13 protein-coding genes are annotated in these 17,977 nt (G+C 68.9%); all 13 read left to right on the top strand.

From position 1 onward, the window contains the following. Window positions 1–96 precede the first annotated feature (96 nt). The 13 genes from dapB (at window position 97) to greA (ending at window position 17,969) form a co-directional block, all read left to right on the top strand. The gene (gene dapB, locus FHW78_RS13475; protein WP_183641588.1) at window positions 97–816 is read left to right on the top strand and encodes a 4-hydroxy-tetrahydrodipicolinate reductase; all 720 of its coding nucleotides are present in this window, start codon (window positions 97–99) and stop codon (window positions 814–816) included. Between the two features lie 374 nt (window positions 817–1,190). After that, on the top strand, window positions 1,191–2,825 hold the full coding sequence (locus FHW78_RS13470; protein ID WP_183641586.1) for a TldD/PmbA family protein: 1,635 nt from the start codon (window positions 1,191–1,193) through the stop codon (window positions 2,823–2,825). Between the two features lie 97 nt (window positions 2,826–2,922). Then, complete coding sequence (locus tag FHW78_RS13465; RefSeq protein ID WP_183641584.1) at window positions 2,923–4,257, top strand: TldD/PmbA family protein; 1,335 nt, start codon at window positions 2,923–2,925, stop codon at window positions 4,255–4,257. 190 nt (window positions 4,258–4,447) lie between these two features. Next, window positions 4,448–5,152, top strand: coding sequence for a DUF4159 domain-containing protein (locus tag FHW78_RS13460; RefSeq protein ID WP_183641581.1), 705 nt, complete (start codon window positions 4,448–4,450; stop codon window positions 5,150–5,152). Between the two features lie 61 nt (window positions 5,153–5,213). Continuing rightward, a complete protein-coding gene (locus tag FHW78_RS13455) occupies window positions 5,214–6,209 on the top strand; it encodes a MoxR family ATPase (protein WP_183641579.1) in 996 nt (331 codons plus the stop codon). A 13-nt stretch (window positions 6,210–6,222) separates the two neighbouring features. After that, window positions 6,223–7,119, top strand: a complete 897-nt coding sequence (locus FHW78_RS13450; protein ID WP_183641577.1) for a DUF58 domain-containing protein — start codon at window positions 6,223–6,225, stop codon at window positions 7,117–7,119. Further along, the gene (locus FHW78_RS13445; protein ID WP_183641575.1) at window positions 7,116–8,279 is read left to right on the top strand and encodes a BatA domain-containing protein; all 1,164 of its coding nucleotides are present in this window, start codon (window positions 7,116–7,118) and stop codon (window positions 8,277–8,279) included. Before FHW78_RS13450 ends, FHW78_RS13445 begins: the two co-directional genes overlap by 4 nt. Beyond that, window positions 8,276–10,423, top strand: coding sequence for a DUF4175 domain-containing protein (locus FHW78_RS13440; protein WP_183641573.1), 2,148 nt, complete (start codon window positions 8,276–8,278; stop codon window positions 10,421–10,423). Before FHW78_RS13445 ends, FHW78_RS13440 begins: the two co-directional genes overlap by 4 nt. Next, window positions 10,420–12,273 carry a carboxypeptidase regulatory-like domain-containing protein gene (locus tag FHW78_RS13435; RefSeq protein ID WP_183641571.1) on the top strand — a complete coding sequence of 618 codons (1,854 nt, stop codon included), beginning with the start codon at window positions 10,420–10,422 and terminating at the stop codon, window positions 12,271–12,273. Before FHW78_RS13440 ends, FHW78_RS13435 begins: the two co-directional genes overlap by 4 nt. Before the next feature lie 240 nt (window positions 12,274–12,513). Next, window positions 12,514–13,641 carry a glutamine-hydrolyzing carbamoyl-phosphate synthase small subunit gene (gene carA, locus FHW78_RS13430; protein WP_183641569.1) on the top strand — a complete coding sequence of 376 codons (1,128 nt, stop codon included), beginning with the start codon at window positions 12,514–12,516 and terminating at the stop codon, window positions 13,639–13,641. After that, window positions 13,638–14,249, top strand: a complete 612-nt coding sequence (locus FHW78_RS13425) for a hypothetical protein (protein WP_183641559.1) — start codon at window positions 13,638–13,640, stop codon at window positions 14,247–14,249. Before carA ends, FHW78_RS13425 begins: the two co-directional genes overlap by 4 nt. Before the next feature lie 4 nt (window positions 14,250–14,253). Continuing rightward, complete coding sequence (gene carB / locus FHW78_RS13420) at window positions 14,254–17,496, top strand: carbamoyl-phosphate synthase large subunit (protein WP_183641557.1); 3,243 nt, start codon at window positions 14,254–14,256, stop codon at window positions 17,494–17,496. Between the two features lie 8 nt (window positions 17,497–17,504). Beyond that, window positions 17,505–17,969, top strand: a complete 465-nt coding sequence (greA, locus tag FHW78_RS13415) for a transcription elongation factor GreA (protein ID WP_181444083.1) — start codon at window positions 17,505–17,507, stop codon at window positions 17,967–17,969. Window positions 17,970–17,977 lie beyond the last annotated feature (8 nt).

The following is a 17,977-nucleotide window of genomic DNA, read 5'->3' as shown; positions in this document are numbered from 1 at the left end:
GAAGTCCTGGCGGCCCGTTCGCGACTCACGTCGCTCCCACAAGGAAAGCAGGCCGCCATCTTCGCCCATGGGGCCGGCTCGGCTACCATGCCGGGCATGGAAACCACACCCACCCGCATCCTCATCCACGGCGCCTCCGGGCGCATGGGCCAGGCCCTGTTGCGCCTGGCCGCCGAACAGCCGCAGCGGTTGCAGGTGGTCGCGGCGGTGATGCGCAAATCGCCCGCGCAGCGGGTGGTGGAAGGCGTGCCGTATTTCGCCGCCAGTGAGCTGGGCGGCGTGCCGGCGTTCGACGTGGCCATCGATTTCAGCCTGCCCGAGGGTTTCGACCCGGTGCTGGCGCTGTGCGTGCAGCGCGGCGCGGCGCTGGTGTCCGGCACCACCGGTCTGGACGAGGAGCAGCGGCAAGCGCTGGCGCAGGCGGCCGGCCGGATCCCGCTGGTGTGGGCCTCCAACTTCAGCCTGGGCGTGGCGGTGCTGACCGAACTTGTCGAACGCGCCGCCGCCGCGCTGGGCGGTTGGGATTGCGACGTGGTCGAATCCCACCACGTCCACAAGAAGGACGCGCCCTCGGGCACCGCGCTGACGCTGGGCGAGGCGGCCGGTTCGACCGGCGCACCGGTGCATTACGCCAGCCTGCGTGCCGGCGACATCGTCGGCGAGCATCTGGTGCAGTTCACCGGCCTGGGTGAACGCATCGAACTGGTCCACCGTGCCACCAACCGAGACATCTTCGCGCGCGGCGCCCTGCATGTGGCCGGGCGCCTGGCCGGCCGCGCAGCCGGTCAATATCGCGTCCGCGATCTGCTCGACTGAGCCTTTGCCCGCATGAGCGAGCCATCCGCCTGCGGGGACGGGCGTGGCGCGCGTGGAAACGAAACCGGGAAGCGGAGTCGCTTTCGCATCGCCGACCGCGCGCTCCGCCGCTCGCGGGTGCGATGAACCATGCGCGCCGCTTGCGTCCACGGACGCGGGCGGACGCTGCGATGCGAAGCCGGGACCACCTCGCCGCGGCGGCCGAGGGAATTGCGCCGGAAGGCATCGCTTCTATGCCGAAAGTCATTTGACGGACCATTCAGCCACCGGCAAGAATCCGGCACGCACCCGCCACATCGCAATTCCGCTTCGTCCCGCTTCATTCCGTTCCGTTCCAGCTCCGCGCTGCGGGGCTCATCGCTGGAGAGCAAGCCTTGCGCAGACGTGACTTCCTGGCCTACAGCGGCCTCAGCCTCGGCGGCCTGATGCTGCCGGCCTACTTCGGCAAGGCCATCGCCGCCGAGGAATTGCAGACCTCCCTCGATGTCGGCCTGAAGAAGCGCCTGGCCGACACCGCCATGACCGCGGCCAAGGAGGCGGGCGCCAGCTACTGCGACGTGCGCATCGGACGCTACCTGCGCCAGTTCGTGATCACCCGCGAGGACAAGGTGCAGAACGTGGTCAACACCGAGTCCACCGGTGTCGGCATCCGCGTGATCGCCAACGGCGCCTGGGGTTTCGCCGCCACCCACGAGCTGACCGCGCAGGGCGTGGCGAAGGCCGCGCAGCAGGCCGCCGCGATCGCCAAGGCCAACAGCAAGGTGCAGGGCAAGCCGGTGCAACTGGCGGCCACGCCGGGCGTGGGCGAGGTGGCGTGGAAGACGCCTATCCGCAAGAACGCGATGGCGGTGCCGATCAAGGACAAGGCGGATCTGCTGCTGGGCGTCAACGCCGCCGCGATCAACGCCGGCGCGGATTTCGTCAACTCGATGCTGTTCCTGGTCAACGAACAGAAGTACTTCGCCAGCACCGATGGTTCCTACATCGACCAGGACATCCACCGCATCTGGGTGCCGATGACCGTCACCGCCATCGACAAGGCCAGCGGCAAGTTCCGCACCCGCGACGGTCTGTCCGCGCCGATGGGCATGGGCTTCGAATACCTGGACGGCGACGCCTCCGGCAAGGTGACCTCGCCAAACGGCGTGGTCAACTACGGCCTGTCCTACGACATGAAGGAAGACGCCATCGCCGCGGCCAGGCAGGCGCGCGCCAAGCTCAAGGCGCCTTCGGTGAAGCCCGGCAAGTACGATCTGGTGCTGGATCCCTCGCATACCTGGCTGACCATCCACGAATCGGTCGGCCACCCGCTGGAGCTGGACCGCGTGCTGGGCTACGAGGCCAACTACGCCGGCACCAGCTTCGCCACCCTGGACAAGCGCGAGGCGGCGTTCCAGTACGGCAGCGACAAGGTCACCCTCTTCGCCGACAAGGTCCAGCCCGGCAGCCTGGGCGCGGTGGGCTACGACGACGAAGGCGTGAAGACCAAGCGCTGGAACCTGATCACCGACGGCAAGCTGGTCGACTACCAGACCATCCGCGATCAGGCGCACATCCTCGGCAAGACCGAATCGGACGGCTGCTGCTATGCCGACTCCTGGTCGAGCGTGCAGTTCCAGCGCATGGCCAACGTCTCGCTGCAGCCGGGCAAGCAGAAGCTGAGCGTGGCGGACATGATCAAGGATGTCGAGAACGGCATCTACATCATCGGCGACGGTTCGTTCTCCATCGACCAGCAGCGCTACAACGCGCAGTTCGGCGGCCAGCTGTTCTACGAAATCAAGAACGGCAAGATCACCCAGCAGATCGAGGACGTGGCCTACCAGATCCGCACGCCGGAGTTCTGGAACGCCTGCGCGGCGGTGTGCGACGAAAGCGATTACCGCCTGGGCGGTTCGTTCTTCGACGGCAAGGGCCAGCCCGGACAGGTGTCGGCGGTCTCGCACGGTTCCTCCACCGCGCGTTTCAACGGCATCAACGTGATCAATACCGCCCGCAGCCTGGGTTGAGGCGTGGAGCCGGGCTTGCCCGGCTCCGCCGAACCCCGAGGTCCCCGACAGCGAAAGGCAGCGGAGCGCGCTCCGCTCTACGAGAGAATCCCAGAACATGAGCATCCTTACCGAAGCGCAGGCCAAGGCCATCCTGGACAAGGTCATCGCGCTATCCAAGGCCGACGAGTGCACGGCAAGCCTGAGCGGCAGCATCAGCGGCAACATCCGCTTCGCGCTCAATGACGTGTCCACCAGCGGCATCGTCAGCAACGCCGATCTGGCGGTGCAGGTGGCGTTCGGCAAGCGCGTGGGCGTGGCGACCATCAACGAGTTCGACGATGCCGCGCTGGAACGCGTGGTCCGCCGTGCCGAGGATCTGGCCCGGCTGGCGCCGGAGAATCCCGAGTTCATGCCGGCCATCGACAAGCAGGCCTACCAGGCCAGTCCCACCTTCAGCGAATCCACCGCCGCGATCACGCCGGAATTCCGCGCCGAGGTGGCCAAGGCGTCCATCGATCCCTGCAAGGCGGAGAAGTTGATCGCCGCCGGTTTCCTTGAGGACGGCCAGAGTTTCGTCGCCTTCGCCAACAGCAAGGGCAACTTCGGCTACCAGCGCGCCACCAGCTTCGACTACACCTGCACCGTGCGCACCGAGGACGGACGCGGGTCCGGCTGGGTCGGCCGCAACCTGAAGGACGCCAATGCGTTCAAGGCCGACAGCGACATCCGCACCGCCATGCGCAAGGCCAGCGAATCGGCCGATGCCAAAGCGCTGGAGCCGGGCAAGTACACCGTGATCCTGGAACCGGCCGCGGCCGCGGGCCTGATCTCCTTCATGATGAATTTCTTCGACGCGCGCCAGGCCGACGAGGGCCGCAGCTTCCTGTCCAAGAAGGGCGGCGGCAACAAGCTGGGCGAGCAGGTCTATGACCCGCGGGTGAACCTGACCGCCGATCCCTGGCATCCGGACGCGCCGGTGCTGCCGTGGGATGGCGAGAACTTGCCGCGCGAGAAGATGGCGATCGTCGAGAACGGCAAGATCGCCAACCTGGACTACTCGCGCTTCTGGGCGCAGAAGCAGGGCAAGCGCGCGGTCGGCTCGCCCGGCAACCTGCTGATGGCCGGCGGCGACAAGTCCACGGCCGAACTGGTGAAGAGCACCCAGAAGGGCATCCTGGTCACCCGCACCTGGTACATCCGCCTGGTCGACCCGCAGACCGTGCTGCTGACCGGACTGACCCGCGACGGCACCTTCTACATCGAGAACGGCGAGATCAAGTACCCGGTGAAGAATTTCCGCTTCAACGAGTCGCCGGTGATCATGCTCAACAACATCGAGGAACTCGGCAAACCGGTGCGCGTGGCCGGTGACGAATCCTCGTTCGTGATGATGATCCCGCCGATGAAGCTGCGCGACTTCACCTTCACCTCGCTGTCCGACGCGGTTTGAACCGTTCGCGTCCTCTCCCGGTGGCGGGAGGGGGCCGCGCGGGCGGGGAGGCGTCTTCCCGCGACAGGCCGGCGTCCGCAATTCCGTATCGTTCCGAGATGCCCGTGCCGTTGATGGATTCCGCCTTGTCCCCGCCGCGCCTTCCGCTTGTGCGTGAAGGCACGGCGGCATGGGCGACGGGGGCGCGGGCATGACCCGTGCCGAGTTCCTGCGCCTGATGGCCGGCGGCCTCGCCGGTGCGCTGCTCGGCGCTTCGCCCCGCGCGGCACGGGCGGCGCCCGTCTACGATTTCTGGTTCACCCGCCTGCGCTACGACTCAGGCGACTGGGACGTGGATCAGCGCATGCCGGCCAACCTGATCACGTCGCTGATCGACTACACCCAATTGCGGGTGGATCCGAAGGAACACGTGCTGGCGCTGTCCGATCCGCGGGTGCTGTCGGCGCCATTCTGTTACCTGGCCGGGCACAAGCTGGTCGAATTCAATCCCGCCGAGCGGCGCAACTTCGAGCGGTACGTGCGCAACGGCGGCTTTGTATTCGTGGACGACTGCAACCACGACATCGATGGCCTGTTCGCCAAGTCGTTCGAGGCGCAGATGGCCTCGATCTTCGGGGCGAAGGCGATGAAGAAGCTGCCGAACCAACATCCCCTGTACCGCAGCTTCTTCACCTTCGATGGTCCCCCGGCCACCGGCTTCGAACTCAATGGCTGGGGCGATGATCTGGTCCACGAGTACCTGCAGGGCATCGAAATCAATGGCCGCCTGGGCGTGCTCTACAGCAACAAGGACTATGGTTGCGAATGGGACTACGACTGGCGCAACAAGCGGTTCCTGGCCGAGGACAACACCAGATTCGCGGTCAATATCGTCATGTACGCGCTGAACTCATGAACCGGACCTTCGCCACCGCGCGGTCGTGGTCCTGCCGCCTCTCTTCTCCACGGGATTTCCGATGAGCGAACTTTCCGAAACCGACATCCGGGCGCAACTGGATCGGCTGGCCTCTCTGCGCGACGCCATCGGCCGCGCCATCGTCGGCCAGGAAGCCGTGGTCGAGCAGCTGTTGATCGGCCTGCTGGCCGGCGGCCACTGCCTGCTCGAAGGCGTGCCGGGATTGGGCAAGACCTTGCTGGTGAGGACCCTGGGGCAGGCGCTGGAACTGCAGTTCCGGCGCGTGCAGTTCACTCCCGATCTGATGCCCAGCGACATCCTCGGCACCGAACTGCTGGAGGAGGAACACGGCACCGGCCATCGTCGCTTCCGTTTCCAGCCCGGTCCGGTGTTCACGAACCTGCTGCTGGCCGACGAACTCAACCGCACCCCGCCCAAGACCCAGGCCGCGCTGCTGGAAGCGATGCAGGAACGCACCGTCAGCTATGCCGGCGTCACCCACGCGCTGCCGACGCCGTTCTTCGTGCTCGCGACCCAGAATCCGCTGGAGCAGGCCGGCACCTATCCGCTGCCCGAAGCGCAGTTGGACCGCTTCCTGCTGCACATCAGGGTGGACTATCCCAGCGAGCAGGAGGAGCACGACATCCTGCTGCAGACCACCGGCAGCCAGTTGGGCGAAGTGCCGCGGGTGATGCAGGGCACGGACGTGCTGATGCTGCAGCGGTACGTGCGCCAGGTCCACCTGGGCGAGGACCTGCTGCGCTGGATCACCCGGCTGGTGCGCGCGAGCCGCCCCGCCGATGGCGCGCCGGAGGAAGTGCGCAAGTACGTCAAATGGGGCGCCGGTCCGCGCGCCGGGCAGTCGCTGGTGCTGGCTGCCAAGGCGCGGGCGCTGCTGCACGGGCGCCTGGCCGCGACCCGCGAGGACGTCGCCGCGCTGGCCGCGCCGGTGATGCGCCATCGCCTGCTGTTGTCGTTCGCCGCCGAAGCCGAGCAGAAGAGCGCCGACGACGTGATTGCCGCGCTGCTGCGTGACGTGCCGCTGGCACGGTCCTGACCGTCCACCTCCGATGTCGTACGACCCGATCCCGCCCGAGGTACGGAGCCGCCTGAAGGATCTGCGGCTGACCTCGCGTCGCGCGATCGGCGGGCAGGGCATCGGCCTGCATCGCAGCCGCAGCCGCGGGGCGGGGCTGGAGTTCGCCCAGTACCGCGCCTACGAGCCGGGCGACGAACCGCGCCAGATCGACTGGAAACTGTACGCGCGTTCGGATCGCTTCTTCGTGCGCGAGGCCGAACGCGAAAGCCCGCTGGCGCTGTGGATCCTGATAGACGCCAGTGCCTCGATGGCGCAGGCGGACTGCGCGAATCCCGGCTGGTCGCGGTTGCATGCGGCCAAGGCGCTGGCGGCCTGCCTGGGCGAACTGGCGCTGCGGCAAGGCGACCGGTTCGGACTGGTGGCCTTGCGTGCGGACGGGCTGCGGCTGGTCGCGCCGGCCACCGGCATCCGCCAGCGCGATCGCCTGCTGCTGGAACTGCACGGCCTGGCCGCGCAGGGGGCGTTTCCCGAGCCGGAACAGCTTACCCCGCTGTGGGAGCGCATCGGCGCCGGTGATTTGGTGGTGCTGCTGGGCGATTGCTTCGACGAGGCCAGCGTGGCCATCGCCGAGCGCCTGGCGGCGGCGCGGCGCGAGGTGCTGGTGATCACCCTGCTCACCGTGGAGGAGCGCGATTTTCCGTTCACCGGCGGCCACCGTTTCCGGGATCCGGAAACCGGCGAGGAACTGCTGGGCGATGGCGCGGCGATGCGCGCCGACTATCTGGCGCGTTTTACCGGAGCCCAGCGCGCGCTCAAGGCGCGCCTGGATGCCAGCGGCATCCGCCATGCCGAGCACTTCCTGGATCAGCCACTGGATCTGCCGCTGCGACGGCTGTTCGGCGCGCGTGACGCGGCGGAATACGCATGAGTCTGGCGTTGCTGCTGCCCGCCGCGCTGGCGGCCCTCGGCGCGCTGCTGCTGCCGCTGCTGGTTCATCTGGCGCGGCGCAGCGAACAGCGTCCGACCGATTTCGCCGCGCTGCGCTGGCTGCGCCAGAAGCCGCGCCCACGCCATCGCATCCGCTTCGACGAACGCGGGTTGCTGCTCCTGCGCCTGCTGCTGCTGGCCCTGCTCGCGCTGTGGCTGGCGCGGCCGGTCCTGCAAGGCGTGCATGGCGGAACGCCGTGGGTCGTGGTGTCGCCGGAGGTGGACGCGAGCGTCGCGCGCCAGTGGGGCGGAACGGATTCGGAATCGCGTTGGCTGGCGCCGGGATTTCCACCCCTGGATTCGCCCGCGCCGGCTTCGCCGGCACCCACCGCCAGCCTGCTGCGCGAACTGGATGCGGATCTGCCGCCGGAGGTCGCGCTGACGGTGGTGATGCCCGCCTGGTTCGATGGCGCGGACGGTGAGCGCCCGCGGCTGTCGCGCGCCGTCGACTGGCGCGAGCTGCCGCGTTTGCCGCCATCGGCGTTCCAGCGCGGCGCGACCGAGCCGCCCGTTCTGTCCGTGCGTCATGCGCCAGCTCGGCAGGACGCGCTGCGCTACCTGCGCGCGGCGATCGAGAGCTGGAGTGGCGGAACCGCGATCGCGACCCGAATCTCGGTGGCGGATACCGGGCAGCCATTGGCCGGCGATGCACGTGCATTGATCTGGCTGGCGCCGGGCGAGGTTCCCCCGGCGATTCGCCGATGGATCGCTGCGGGCGGCACGGCATTGCTGGATGCACAGGCACGGATCGGCGATGTCGGCGCGATGACGCCCTACTGGACCGACGAAACCGGCGCGACGATCGTCGAGGGTGGCGCGCTGGGGCAGGGACGCGTACTGCGCTTCACCCGTCCGTTGCAGCCTTCGGTCATGCCGCAACTGCTGGAACCGGTGTTTCCGGCGCGGCTGCGCGAACTGTTCGCCGAGCCGATGCCGGCGCCTGCGCGGGTGGCCGCGCGTGACTACGCACCGCTGTCCGGCGCGGCGGCCTATCCGCAAGCGCCCCGCGATCTGCAGCCCTGGCTGACGATGTTGATAGCGCTGTTGCTGGTACTGGAACGTGGCTGGGCGACCTCGCGCAGGCGGAGCGCCGCGCCATGAGTTCAGCCGTGCTGCCAGGTCTGCTGGCCACCGCGCGACGGCGCGCGGTCCTCGATACCGCACTGGCCGGGTTGCCGTGGCTGGCGGTGGCGATGCTGTCGGGCTGGCGATGCGGTGGCGCCAGCGTGGTGCTGATCGCCGGCGTGGCTGGCGCGGTGTTGCTGGCGACGATGGCCGCCTGGCGCGCGCGCCGGTTCGATGCGCATTGGCTGGTGGAACGGCTGGACGCGCGCGGCGAGATGGAGGACAGCAGCGATCTGCTGTTCGCCGAACCGGCGCGGCTGAATCCGTTGCAGCGCTTGCAGCGCGCGCGCTTGCAACCGCGCCTGGCCTCGGTGCCCGCGTCCGCACTGCGGCCTGCCTGGTCGCGGCGCTGGCTGATCGCGGGCTGGGCCGGTGGCCTGCTGGCGGCCACGCTGCTGCTGGCGTGGCCGACGCCGAAGCCGACGCAGGCCAGGCTCGCGCCCAGTGACGAACAAGTGCCGGTGGTCGCCGGCGTCCCGCGCCTGGTCGGACAGCAGCTGCGCATCGTCCCGCCCGCCTATACACGGCAAACCGCACGCGACGAAGCCCGCCTGGACACCCGCGCGCCGGCCGGTTCCCGCCTGACCTGGACGCTGCGCTTCGCCCCGCAGCCGGCCGCGGCCGAACTGGTTTTCCATCAGGGCCGGCGCATCGCGCTGACCCGCGACGGCGATCTCTGGACCGCTAGCATGACCCTGGACCAGTCGGTGCTGTACCGGGTGTTGCCGCAGGGCGTGCCCGCGCAGCCCGCACCTCGCCTGCATCGCATCGACGCCATTGCCGATCGCCCGCCGCAGATCACGGTGCTGGCGCCGGATCGCGGCCTCAGCCTGCTGGCGCCGGGACAGCGTCGCTGGCCGCTGTCCTTCGAGGTGAAGGACGACCATGGCGTCGCCGCGCAGGCGCAGTTGCGGGTGACCCTGGCGCAGGGCAGCGGCGAGAACATCCAGTTCCGCGAACGCACGCGGGTCGTGGCCGGCAAGGGCGCCGCGACCGCGCGGCGCTTCGACATCGCGCTGGATCTGGCGGAGGCGGGTTTCGCGGTCGGTGACGATCTGATCGTCCAGCTGACGGTGGCGGACAACCGCCAGCCACGGCCGCAGTCCGCGCGCAGTCCCGGCCTGATCCTGCGCTGGCCCGCCGATGCGGGCAACGAGAGCGGCGCGCTGGAAGGGATGGTCAAGAAGGTGCTGCCGGCCTACTTCCGCAGCCAGCGCCAGATCATCCTCGACGCCGAGGCCCTGCAGAAGGACAAGCGCCGGCTCGCCGCGGATCGCTTCCTGCGGCGTTCGGACGAAATCGGCGTGGACCAGCGCATCCTGCGACTGCGTTACGGCCAGTTCCTGGGCGAGGAGGCCGAAGGCGAGCCCGAGCCGCCGCCGACCAACGACGCCGAAGAAACGCATCACGACGACGACGGCCACGATCATGGCGACACCGCATCCGCACCCGTTTCCGCGGAGGCACCGCAAGGCATGGGCCGGGAACAGGACGTGCTGGCCGAATACGGCCATACCCACGATCACGCCGAAGCGGCGACCCTGCTGGATCCCGAAACCCGCGCGACGCTGAAGCAGGCGCTGGACCAGATGTGGCAATCGGAGCTGCACCTGCGCCAGGGACGTCCGGATCAGGCGCTGCCGTTCGCCTACAAGGCGCTGGGCTACATCAAGGAAGTGCAGCAGGCCAGTCGCATCTACCTGGCGCGGGTGGGACCGGAACTGCCGCCCATCGACGAAAGCCGCCGGCTCACCGGCAAGCGCGACGGACTGGCGCGCCGCGAACTCGCCATCGCGCCGGCGGCGACGGGCGACGCGGTGCCCGCCGCTGCATGGAAGGCGCTGGAAGAGGCCGCGGAGGGAACAAAAGGCGCCGCGCCGGATCTCGACGCGCTGCAACGTTGGCTGCGCGACAACGAAACCCGCGTGGCCGATCCGCTGTCGCTGTTCGCCGCCATCGACGCGGTGCGCGGCGATCCGGCCTGCCTGGCCTGCCGCCAGCGCCTGCGCGAACGGTTGTGGCCGGTGCTGGCGCGTCCGCCGGCACAGGTGCAACGCCGTGCCACCGATGCCGCCGGCGAACGCTACCTGGATGGGTTGCGACGGGAGCGGGCGCCATGACCCCGGCCATGCTGCTGGCGGGTTTGCTCGCGCTCGCCGCCGTGCTCGCCATCGCGCGCCTGTTCTGGTGGCAGCGGCGTGCGTCCGAACCCGCGCGCCGCTGGCGTCTGCTGGTGCTGTTGCTGGCGCAGCCGGTTTACGCGCTGCTGCTGTACTTCGCGCTGATGCCGCCAACGGTTCCAGGCCAGCGCGGCACCCTGACCGTGCTCACCGCCGGTGCGCAGGCACCGCGCACCGCGCGCGTTCTGGGCGATGGGGTGATCGCACTCCCTGAAGCGCCCGCCACGCCGGATGCGGAAAGGGTACCGGATCTGGCCACCGCGCTGCGGCGGTATCCGGGCATGCGACAACTCCATGTCGTCGGCGCCGGCCTGGAACCGCGAGATCTCGAAGCCGCACGCGACTACAGCCTGCGCTTCGCCGCCACGCCGTTGCCGCGCGGGCTGGTCCGCCTGGACGCGCTGGCGCAGGTTGCGCCCGGCGCCGCATTCGTCGTCACCGGCCGCGTGCACGCGCTGGAGGGCGGGGTGGTGGAACTGCTGGATCCGGCCGGCCGCCGGGTGGATGCGGCGACGCCGTCGGCGACAGGTGACTTCAGCGTCGGCGGCACCGCGCGCGCGCCGGGACAAGTGGGGTTCCGCCTGCGGTTGTCCGATCGATCGCGCCGTGCGGTGGAGACCGTGGAGGTGCCGATCCGGGTGGCGGGCGAACCGCCGCCACGCGTGCTGGTGCTGGCCGCCGCGCCCAATCCCGAACTGAAATACCTGCGTCGCTGGATGGTCGATGCGGGGATGACGCCGCACGTCCAGATCCAGGTCGGCGCGGGCATGCAACTGGGCGATGCGCCGCTCGCGTTGAACGCCGCCACCTTCGAACGCTTCGACCTGCTGGTGCTCGACGATCGCAGCTGGGCCACGCTGGGTGATGGGTCGCGCACGGCGCTGGTGACCGCCGTGCGCGCAGGATTGGGCGTGCTGCTGCGGGTGGAAGGACCGTTGTCGGACGGCTCCCGCCGGCAACTGCGGGCACTGGGCCTGGCGGTGTCCGGAGGCGGCGACGGCAACGAAGTCCGACTGGTGGTTCCCGAACGCGATGACGACGGCCTGCGCGCACGCCAGGGCGCCGGCAGCCGGGACACGCCGGTCGATACCGACGCCATCGGCGCGCCGGCATTGAGCCGGCGCAATCTGCGCGATGACAGCGCCGACGCGGTCTCCCTGGTGCGTGACGCCGCGGGAAAATCGCTGGCGAGCTGGCGGGCGGAGGGACGCGGCCGGATCGGCGTGTGGCCCCTGACCGACACCTACCGGTTGACGCTCGCCGGCCGCGACGATCTGCACGCGGAACTGTGGAGCGGAACCTTCGCCACCCTGGCGCGCGCGCGCGGTGGCGCCGCACCGGTGTTCGAACAGGATGCACGCGCCGGTCAGCGCGTGCGCGTGTGCGGCATCACCGGCCAGGCGCGGGTGATCGCGCCCGATGGTGCCGTCGCGACCCTGTTGCCGGATCCCGCCGGTGGTGCGGCGGGCTGTGCCGGCTATTGGCCCACGCGCGGGGGATGGCATCGGCTCCGCATGGGCGAGGCGGAATGGCCGTTCGCGGTCCGCGCGCCCGGCGAGGCGCCTGGTTTGCGGGCGATGGCATTGCGCGAGGCCACCCTGCGGCTGGTCGGTGACCGGCCCGCGCGCGTGGCGGCCACCGGCGGCGTGCCGGAGCGGCGCGGCAGCGCCTGGCCGTGGTGGCTGGGGTGGCTGTGTTTCGCCGGCGTGCTGTGGTGGTTCGAGCGCTCGCGCCTGGGGCGTCCGGTGCCGGCCGGGACGTCGCGAGCGGACGGCGCGGAGGCGCCCTGACGCAGGAAACGCGGTCCCCGTGAAAGCGGCCTTTCCCGCGCGCCCGCAGACTGAACAGCGGGCGCGCCGCCGGCGGACGGCGTGTGGATCGGTCAAAAAACTGTAGCGCGGGCGGGGGCTCGCCCGTATAATTCCCGCTCGCCTGTTACCTACCGCCCCGGACCGGAAAAACGCCGAGTCCGCGGTTTCTTGCAGCCGCAAGTCGGAGGGGCAGGGTTCCTCCACCCCAAGGCGAACCCCGTGACTCAACCCGCAATCCTCGTACTCGAAGACGGCACCGTATTCGAGGGCGAATCCGTAGGCGCAGACGGCCTTTCCGTTGGCGAAGTGGTGTTCAACACCGCGATGACCGGTTACCAGGAAATCCTGACCGACCCGTCCTACGCCCGCCAGCTGGTCACCCTGACCTATCCCCACATCGGCAACACCGGCTGCACCGACCAGGACGACGAAGCGCGCCAGGTCTGGGGCGCCGGCCTGATCGTGCGCGACGTACCGCGCCGGCCCAGCAGCTGGCGCAGCCAGGTGGCGCTGCCGGAGTGGCTGATCGCCCGCGGCATCGTCGCCATCGCCGGCATCGACACCCGCAAGCTCACCCGCATCCTGCGCGACCGCGGCGCCCAGAACGGCGCGCTGATGGCCGGCGCGGACGTGGACGTGGACAAGGCGCTGGAAGCGGCGCGCAAGTTCCCCGGCCTGAAGGGCATGGATCTGGCCAAGGTGGTGTCCACCACCGAACGCTACGCCTGGAAGGACGGCCAGCTGGATCTGGATCGCGGCGAGTTCGTCCACGCCGAACCGAAGTTCAAGGTCGTGGCCTATGACTTCGGCGTCAAGCACAACATCCTGCGCATGCTGGCCGAACGCGGCTGCGAGGTGACGGTGGTGCCGGCGCAGACGTCGGCCACCGACGCGCTGGCGCTGAATCCGGATGGCATCTTCCTGTCCAACGGCCCCGGCGACCCGGAACCCTGCGATTACGCGATTGCCGCCATCCGCGAGTTCGTGGCGAAGAAAATCCCGACTTTCGGCATCTGCCTGGGCCATCAGCTGCTGGCGCTGGCCGCCGGCGCCAAGACCCTCAAGATGGGCCACGGCCACCACGGCGCCAATCATCCGGTGCAGGACCTGGATTCCGGCCGGGTGATGATCACCTCGCAGAACCACGGCTTCGCGGTCGACGAGTCCAGCCTGCCGGCCAACGTGCGGGTCATCCACCGCTCGCTGTTCGATGGCACCAACCAGGGCATCGAATTGACCGACGCGCCGGCGTTTTCCTTCCAGGGCCACCCGGAAGCCTCGCCCGGCCCGCATGACGTCTCGCCGCTGTTCGACCGCTTCGTCGCCAGCATGGAACGCGCGGCGTGAGCCGTGTGCGGCTGCGTCTCCTGCTGGCCGCGGGATTGCTGGCCAGCGCCGGCACCGCCGCGGCCGCGCCGGCCACGGTCGATGCCGTGGCCCGCGAGCGGATGACCGAGTATCTGGTCGACATGTTCCCGATCCATCGCATCTTCGCCCAGTTGATGGAAAAGGATCCGAAGGCGCTGGAGACGGAACTGGATGGCAAGCAGCGCGCCTGCTTCAGCCAGCAGGTCGCCCGGCCGGCGTTCGTGGCCCGCAAGCGGCGCGCCGTCGATGCCTACGCCGACCAGGCGCCGGACGAGTTCCAGGCCGCGCTGAAGCTGCTGGACGAAGGCGCCGGCGACACGATGAAGGAACTGGGTGGATTTTCCATCGACAACGCGCTGGCCGGGGAAGGGCAGGGATTCGACCCGAGCAGCATGCCGCCGGATCGGCTCGTGTCCTTCATGACCTTCGCCTACGGTTCGCAGTACCGCCGCCTGCGCGAGCTGTCCGGCTACGGTGAATTCACCGATCAGGATGAGGACCAGCCCTCGGCCAGCGATGCCCAACTGGCGGCGATGGCCACCGAAATCTCCGATGCCTGCGGCATCCCCCCGAAATTCTTCGAGTAAGCCCATGCCCAAGCGCACCGACATAAAGACCATCCTCATCATCGGCGCCGGCCCGATCGTCATCGGCCAGGCGTGCGAGTTCGACTATTCCGGCGCCCAGGCCTGCAAGGCGCTGCGCGAGGAGGGTTACCGGGTGGTGCTGGTCAACAGCAACCCCGCCACCATCATGACCGACCCGGAAATGGCCGATGCGGTCTACATCGAGCCGATCAACTGGCAGACGGTCGAGAAGATCATCGCCAAGGAAAAGCCCGACGCGCTGCTGCCGACCATGGGCGGGCAGACCGCGCTGAACTGCGCGCTGGACCTGGCCGACCACGGGGTGCTGGAAAAGTACGGCGTCGAACTGATTGGCGCGTCGCGCGAAGCCATCCGCATGGCCGAGGACCGCGAGCTGTTCCGCGTGGCGATGGGTGAAATCGGCCTGGAGTGCCCGCGCGCCGCGGTTGCCCACACCCTGGAAGAAGCGATCGAGATCCAGGCCCGCGTCGGCTACCCGACCATCATCCGCCCCAGCTTCACCCTGGGCGGCAGCGGCGGCGGCATTGCCTACAACCGCGAGGAACTGATCGACATCGTCACCCGTGGCCTGGAACTGTCGCCGACCACCGAAGTGCTGGTCGAGGAATCGGTGCTGGGCTGGAAGGAATTCGAGATGGAAGTGGTCCGCGACACCGCGGACAACTGCATCATCGTCTGCTCCATCGAGAACCTGGATCCGATGGGCGTGCACACGGGTGATTCGATCACCGTGGCGCCGGCGCAGACCCTGACCGACAAGGAATACCAGCGCCTGCGCGATGCCTCCATCGCGGTGCTGCGCAAGATCGGCGTGGACACCGGTGGTTCCAACGTGCAGTTCGGCGTCAATGCGCAGACCGGCCGCGTGGTGGTCATCGAGATGAACCCGCGCGTGTCGCGTTCCTCGGCGCTGGCCTCCAAGGCCACCGGCTTCCCGATCGCCAAGGTCGCGGCCAAGCTGGCGGTCGGCTACACGCTGGACGAACTGAAGAACGAGATCACCGGCGGCAAGACCCCGGCCTCGTTCGAGCCGACGATCGATTACGTCGTCACCAAGATTCCGCGCTTCGCGTTCGAGAAGTTCCCGCAGGCCGATGCCCGCCTGACCACCCAGATGAAGTCGGTGGGCGAGGTGATGGCGATGGGCCGCACGTTCCAGGAATCCTTGCAGAAGGCGCTGCGCGGGCTGGAGACCGGCAAGGTGGGCCTCGACCCGACCGGCCTGGATCTGTCCAGCGAGGACGATCTGGCCCAGCTGCGCCGCGAACTGAAGTCGCCGGGCCCGGAACGCCTGTTCCATGTGGCCGATGCGTTCCGTGCCGGCATGAGCGTGGAGCAGGTCCACGCGCTGTCGTTCATCGATCCGTGGTTCCTCGACCAGATCGAGGAAATCATCGCCGACGAGAAGCAGATCGCCGCCGATGGCCTGGGCTCGCTGGACGCGCGCCGCATGCGCCGGCTGAAGCGGATGGGCTTCTCCGACGCACGCCTGGCCCAGCTGGCCGGCACCGACGAGGCCGCCGTGCGCGTGCTGCGCAAGGCGCTGGGCGTGAAGCCGGTGTACAAGCGGGTCGACTCGTGCGCGGCCGAGTTCGCCACCGGTACCGCCTACCTGTACTCCACCTACGAGGACGAGTGCGAAGCCGAGCCGACCTCGCGCGACAAGATCATGATCCTCGGCGGCGGTCCCAACCGCATCGGCCAGGGCATCGAGTTCGACTACTGCTGCGTGCACGCGGCGCTCGCCCTGCGCGAGGACGGGTACGAGACCATCATGGTCAACTGCAACCCGGAAACCGTCTCGACCGACTATGACACCTCCGACCGCCTGTACTTCGAGCCGCTGACGCTGGAAGACGTGCTGGCCATCGTCGAGCTGGAACAGCCCAAGGGCGTGATCGTCCAGTACGGCGGCCAGACCCCGCTGAAGCTGGCGCGCGCGCTGGAAGCCAACGGCGTGCCGGTCATCGGCACCTCGCCCGATTCGATCGACCTGGCCGAGGACCGCGAGCGCTTCCAGCAACTGGTCGAGAAACTGGGCCTGAAGCAGCCGCCGAACCGCACCGCCCGCACCGACGAGCAGGCGCTGGCGCTGGCCCGCGAGATCGGCTATCCGCTGGTGGTGCGTCCGTCCTACGTGCTGGGCGGCCGGGCGATGGAAATCGTCTACGGCGAGTCCGACCTGGCGCGCTACGTGCGCGACGCGGTCAAGGTGTCCAATGACTCGCCGGTGCTGCTGGATCGCTTCCTCGACAACGCGGTCGAAGTGGACGTGGACATCATCGCCGACCGCACCGGCAAGGTGCTGATCGGCGGCGTGATGGAACATATCGAGGAAGCCGGCGTGCATTCGGGCGACTCGTCCTGCTCGCTGCCGCCGTACTCGCTGTCCGCGAAGACCCAGGACGAGCTGCGCCGGCAGGTGGTGGAACTGGCCAAGGCATTGAACGTGGTCGGCCTGATGAACACCCAGTTCGCCATCCAGTCCAACGACGACGGCGACGACACCGTCTACCTGCTGGAAGTGAACCCGCGCGCCTCGCGCACGGTGCCGTTCGTGTCCAAGGCCACCGGCATGGCGCTGGCCAAGATCGCCGCGCGCTGCATGGCTGGTCGAACCCTGGAAGAGCAGGGCGCCACCGCCGAGATCGTGCCTGACTACTACTCGGTGAAGGAGGCGATCTTCCCGTTCGCCAAGTTCCAGGGCGTGGATCCGATTCTCGGCCCGGAAATGCGCTCCACCGGCGAGGTGATGGGCGTGGGCCGCAGCTTCGGCGCGGCGATGGCGCGCGCGCAGGAAGCCGGCGGCATCAAGGCGCCGCAGCCGGGCAAGGCGTTCGTGTCGGTGCGTGATCCGGACAAGAAGCGCGTGCTGCCGGTCGCCCAGGCGCTGGTCGAGCGCGGCTTCAGCCTGGTCGCCACCCAGGGCACGGCGGCGTGGCTGCGCGAGCACGGCTTCGCCTGCGAGCAGATCAACAAGGTGGTCGAGGGCCGTCCGCATATCGTCGACCTGATCAAGAACGGCGAGATCGTGTATATCGTCAACACCACCGAAGGGCGGCAGGCCATCGCCGACTCCTTCTCCATCCGGCGCGAGGCCCTCCAGCATCGCGTCACCTACTCGACCACGATCGCCGGCGCCCGGGCGCTGGTGCATTCGCTGGAATTCCGCGGTACGGGCCCGGTCTGGGCCCTGCAGGAACTGCACAAGGAGCTGCAAGGGTGAGAGCACCATTGACCATGAAGGGCGCGCAGCGGCTGCGCCAGGAACTGGATCTGCTGAAGACGGTGAAGCGGCCGGAAGTCATCACCGCGATCGCCGAGGCGCGCGCGCACGGCGATCTGAAGGAAAACGCCGAATACCACGCCGCGCGCGAGCAGCAGGGATTCATCGAAGGCCGCATCAAGCAGCTGGAGAGCGAGCTTTCGCACTCGGAGATCATCGACGTCACCAAGCTCAACGCCGGTTCGCGCATCGTGTTCGGCGCGACGGTGACGCTGGCCGACGTGGAGACCGACGAGGAGAAGCGCTACCAGGTCGTGGGCGACCTGGAGGCGGACATCAAGCAGGGCCTGATCGCGATCTCCTCGCCGCTGGCCCGCGCGTTGATCGGCAAGCACGAAGGTGACGCGGTCACCATCGACGCGCCGGCCGGCCAGCGCGAGTACGAAATCGTCGGCGTCAGCTACACCGACTGACCCGGGCG

This window comes from Pseudoxanthomonas sp. OG2 (assembly GCF_014192765.1).
Lineage (GTDB): Bacteria > Pseudomonadota > Gammaproteobacteria > Xanthomonadales > Xanthomonadaceae > Pseudoxanthomonas_A > Pseudoxanthomonas_A beigongshangi.
This window is presented reverse-complemented; position numbering and strand designations above follow the sequence as displayed.

Coding starts and splice junctions, on each gene's coding strand:
- dapB (WP_183641588.1), top strand. CDS start 97: ATGGAAACCACACCCACCCGCATCCTCATCCACGGCGCCTCCGGGCGC.
- FHW78_RS13435 (WP_183641571.1), top strand. CDS start 10,420: ATGACCCCGGCCATGCTGCTGGCGGGTTTGCTCGCGCTCGCCGCCGTG.
- FHW78_RS13465 (WP_183641584.1), top strand. CDS start 2,923: ATGAGCATCCTTACCGAAGCGCAGGCCAAGGCCATCCTGGACAAGGTC.
- FHW78_RS13455 (WP_183641579.1), top strand. CDS start 5,214: ATGAGCGAACTTTCCGAAACCGACATCCGGGCGCAACTGGATCGGCTG.
- FHW78_RS13440 (WP_183641573.1), top strand. CDS start 8,276: ATGAGTTCAGCCGTGCTGCCAGGTCTGCTGGCCACCGCGCGACGGCGC.
- FHW78_RS13445 (WP_183641575.1), top strand. CDS start 7,116: ATGAGTCTGGCGTTGCTGCTGCCCGCCGCGCTGGCGGCCCTCGGCGCG.
- FHW78_RS13450 (WP_183641577.1), top strand. CDS start 6,223: ATGTCGTACGACCCGATCCCGCCCGAGGTACGGAGCCGCCTGAAGGAT.
- FHW78_RS13460 (WP_183641581.1), top strand. CDS start 4,448: ATGACCCGTGCCGAGTTCCTGCGCCTGATGGCCGGCGGCCTCGCCGGT.
- carB (WP_183641557.1), top strand. CDS start 14,254: ATGCCCAAGCGCACCGACATAAAGACCATCCTCATCATCGGCGCCGGC.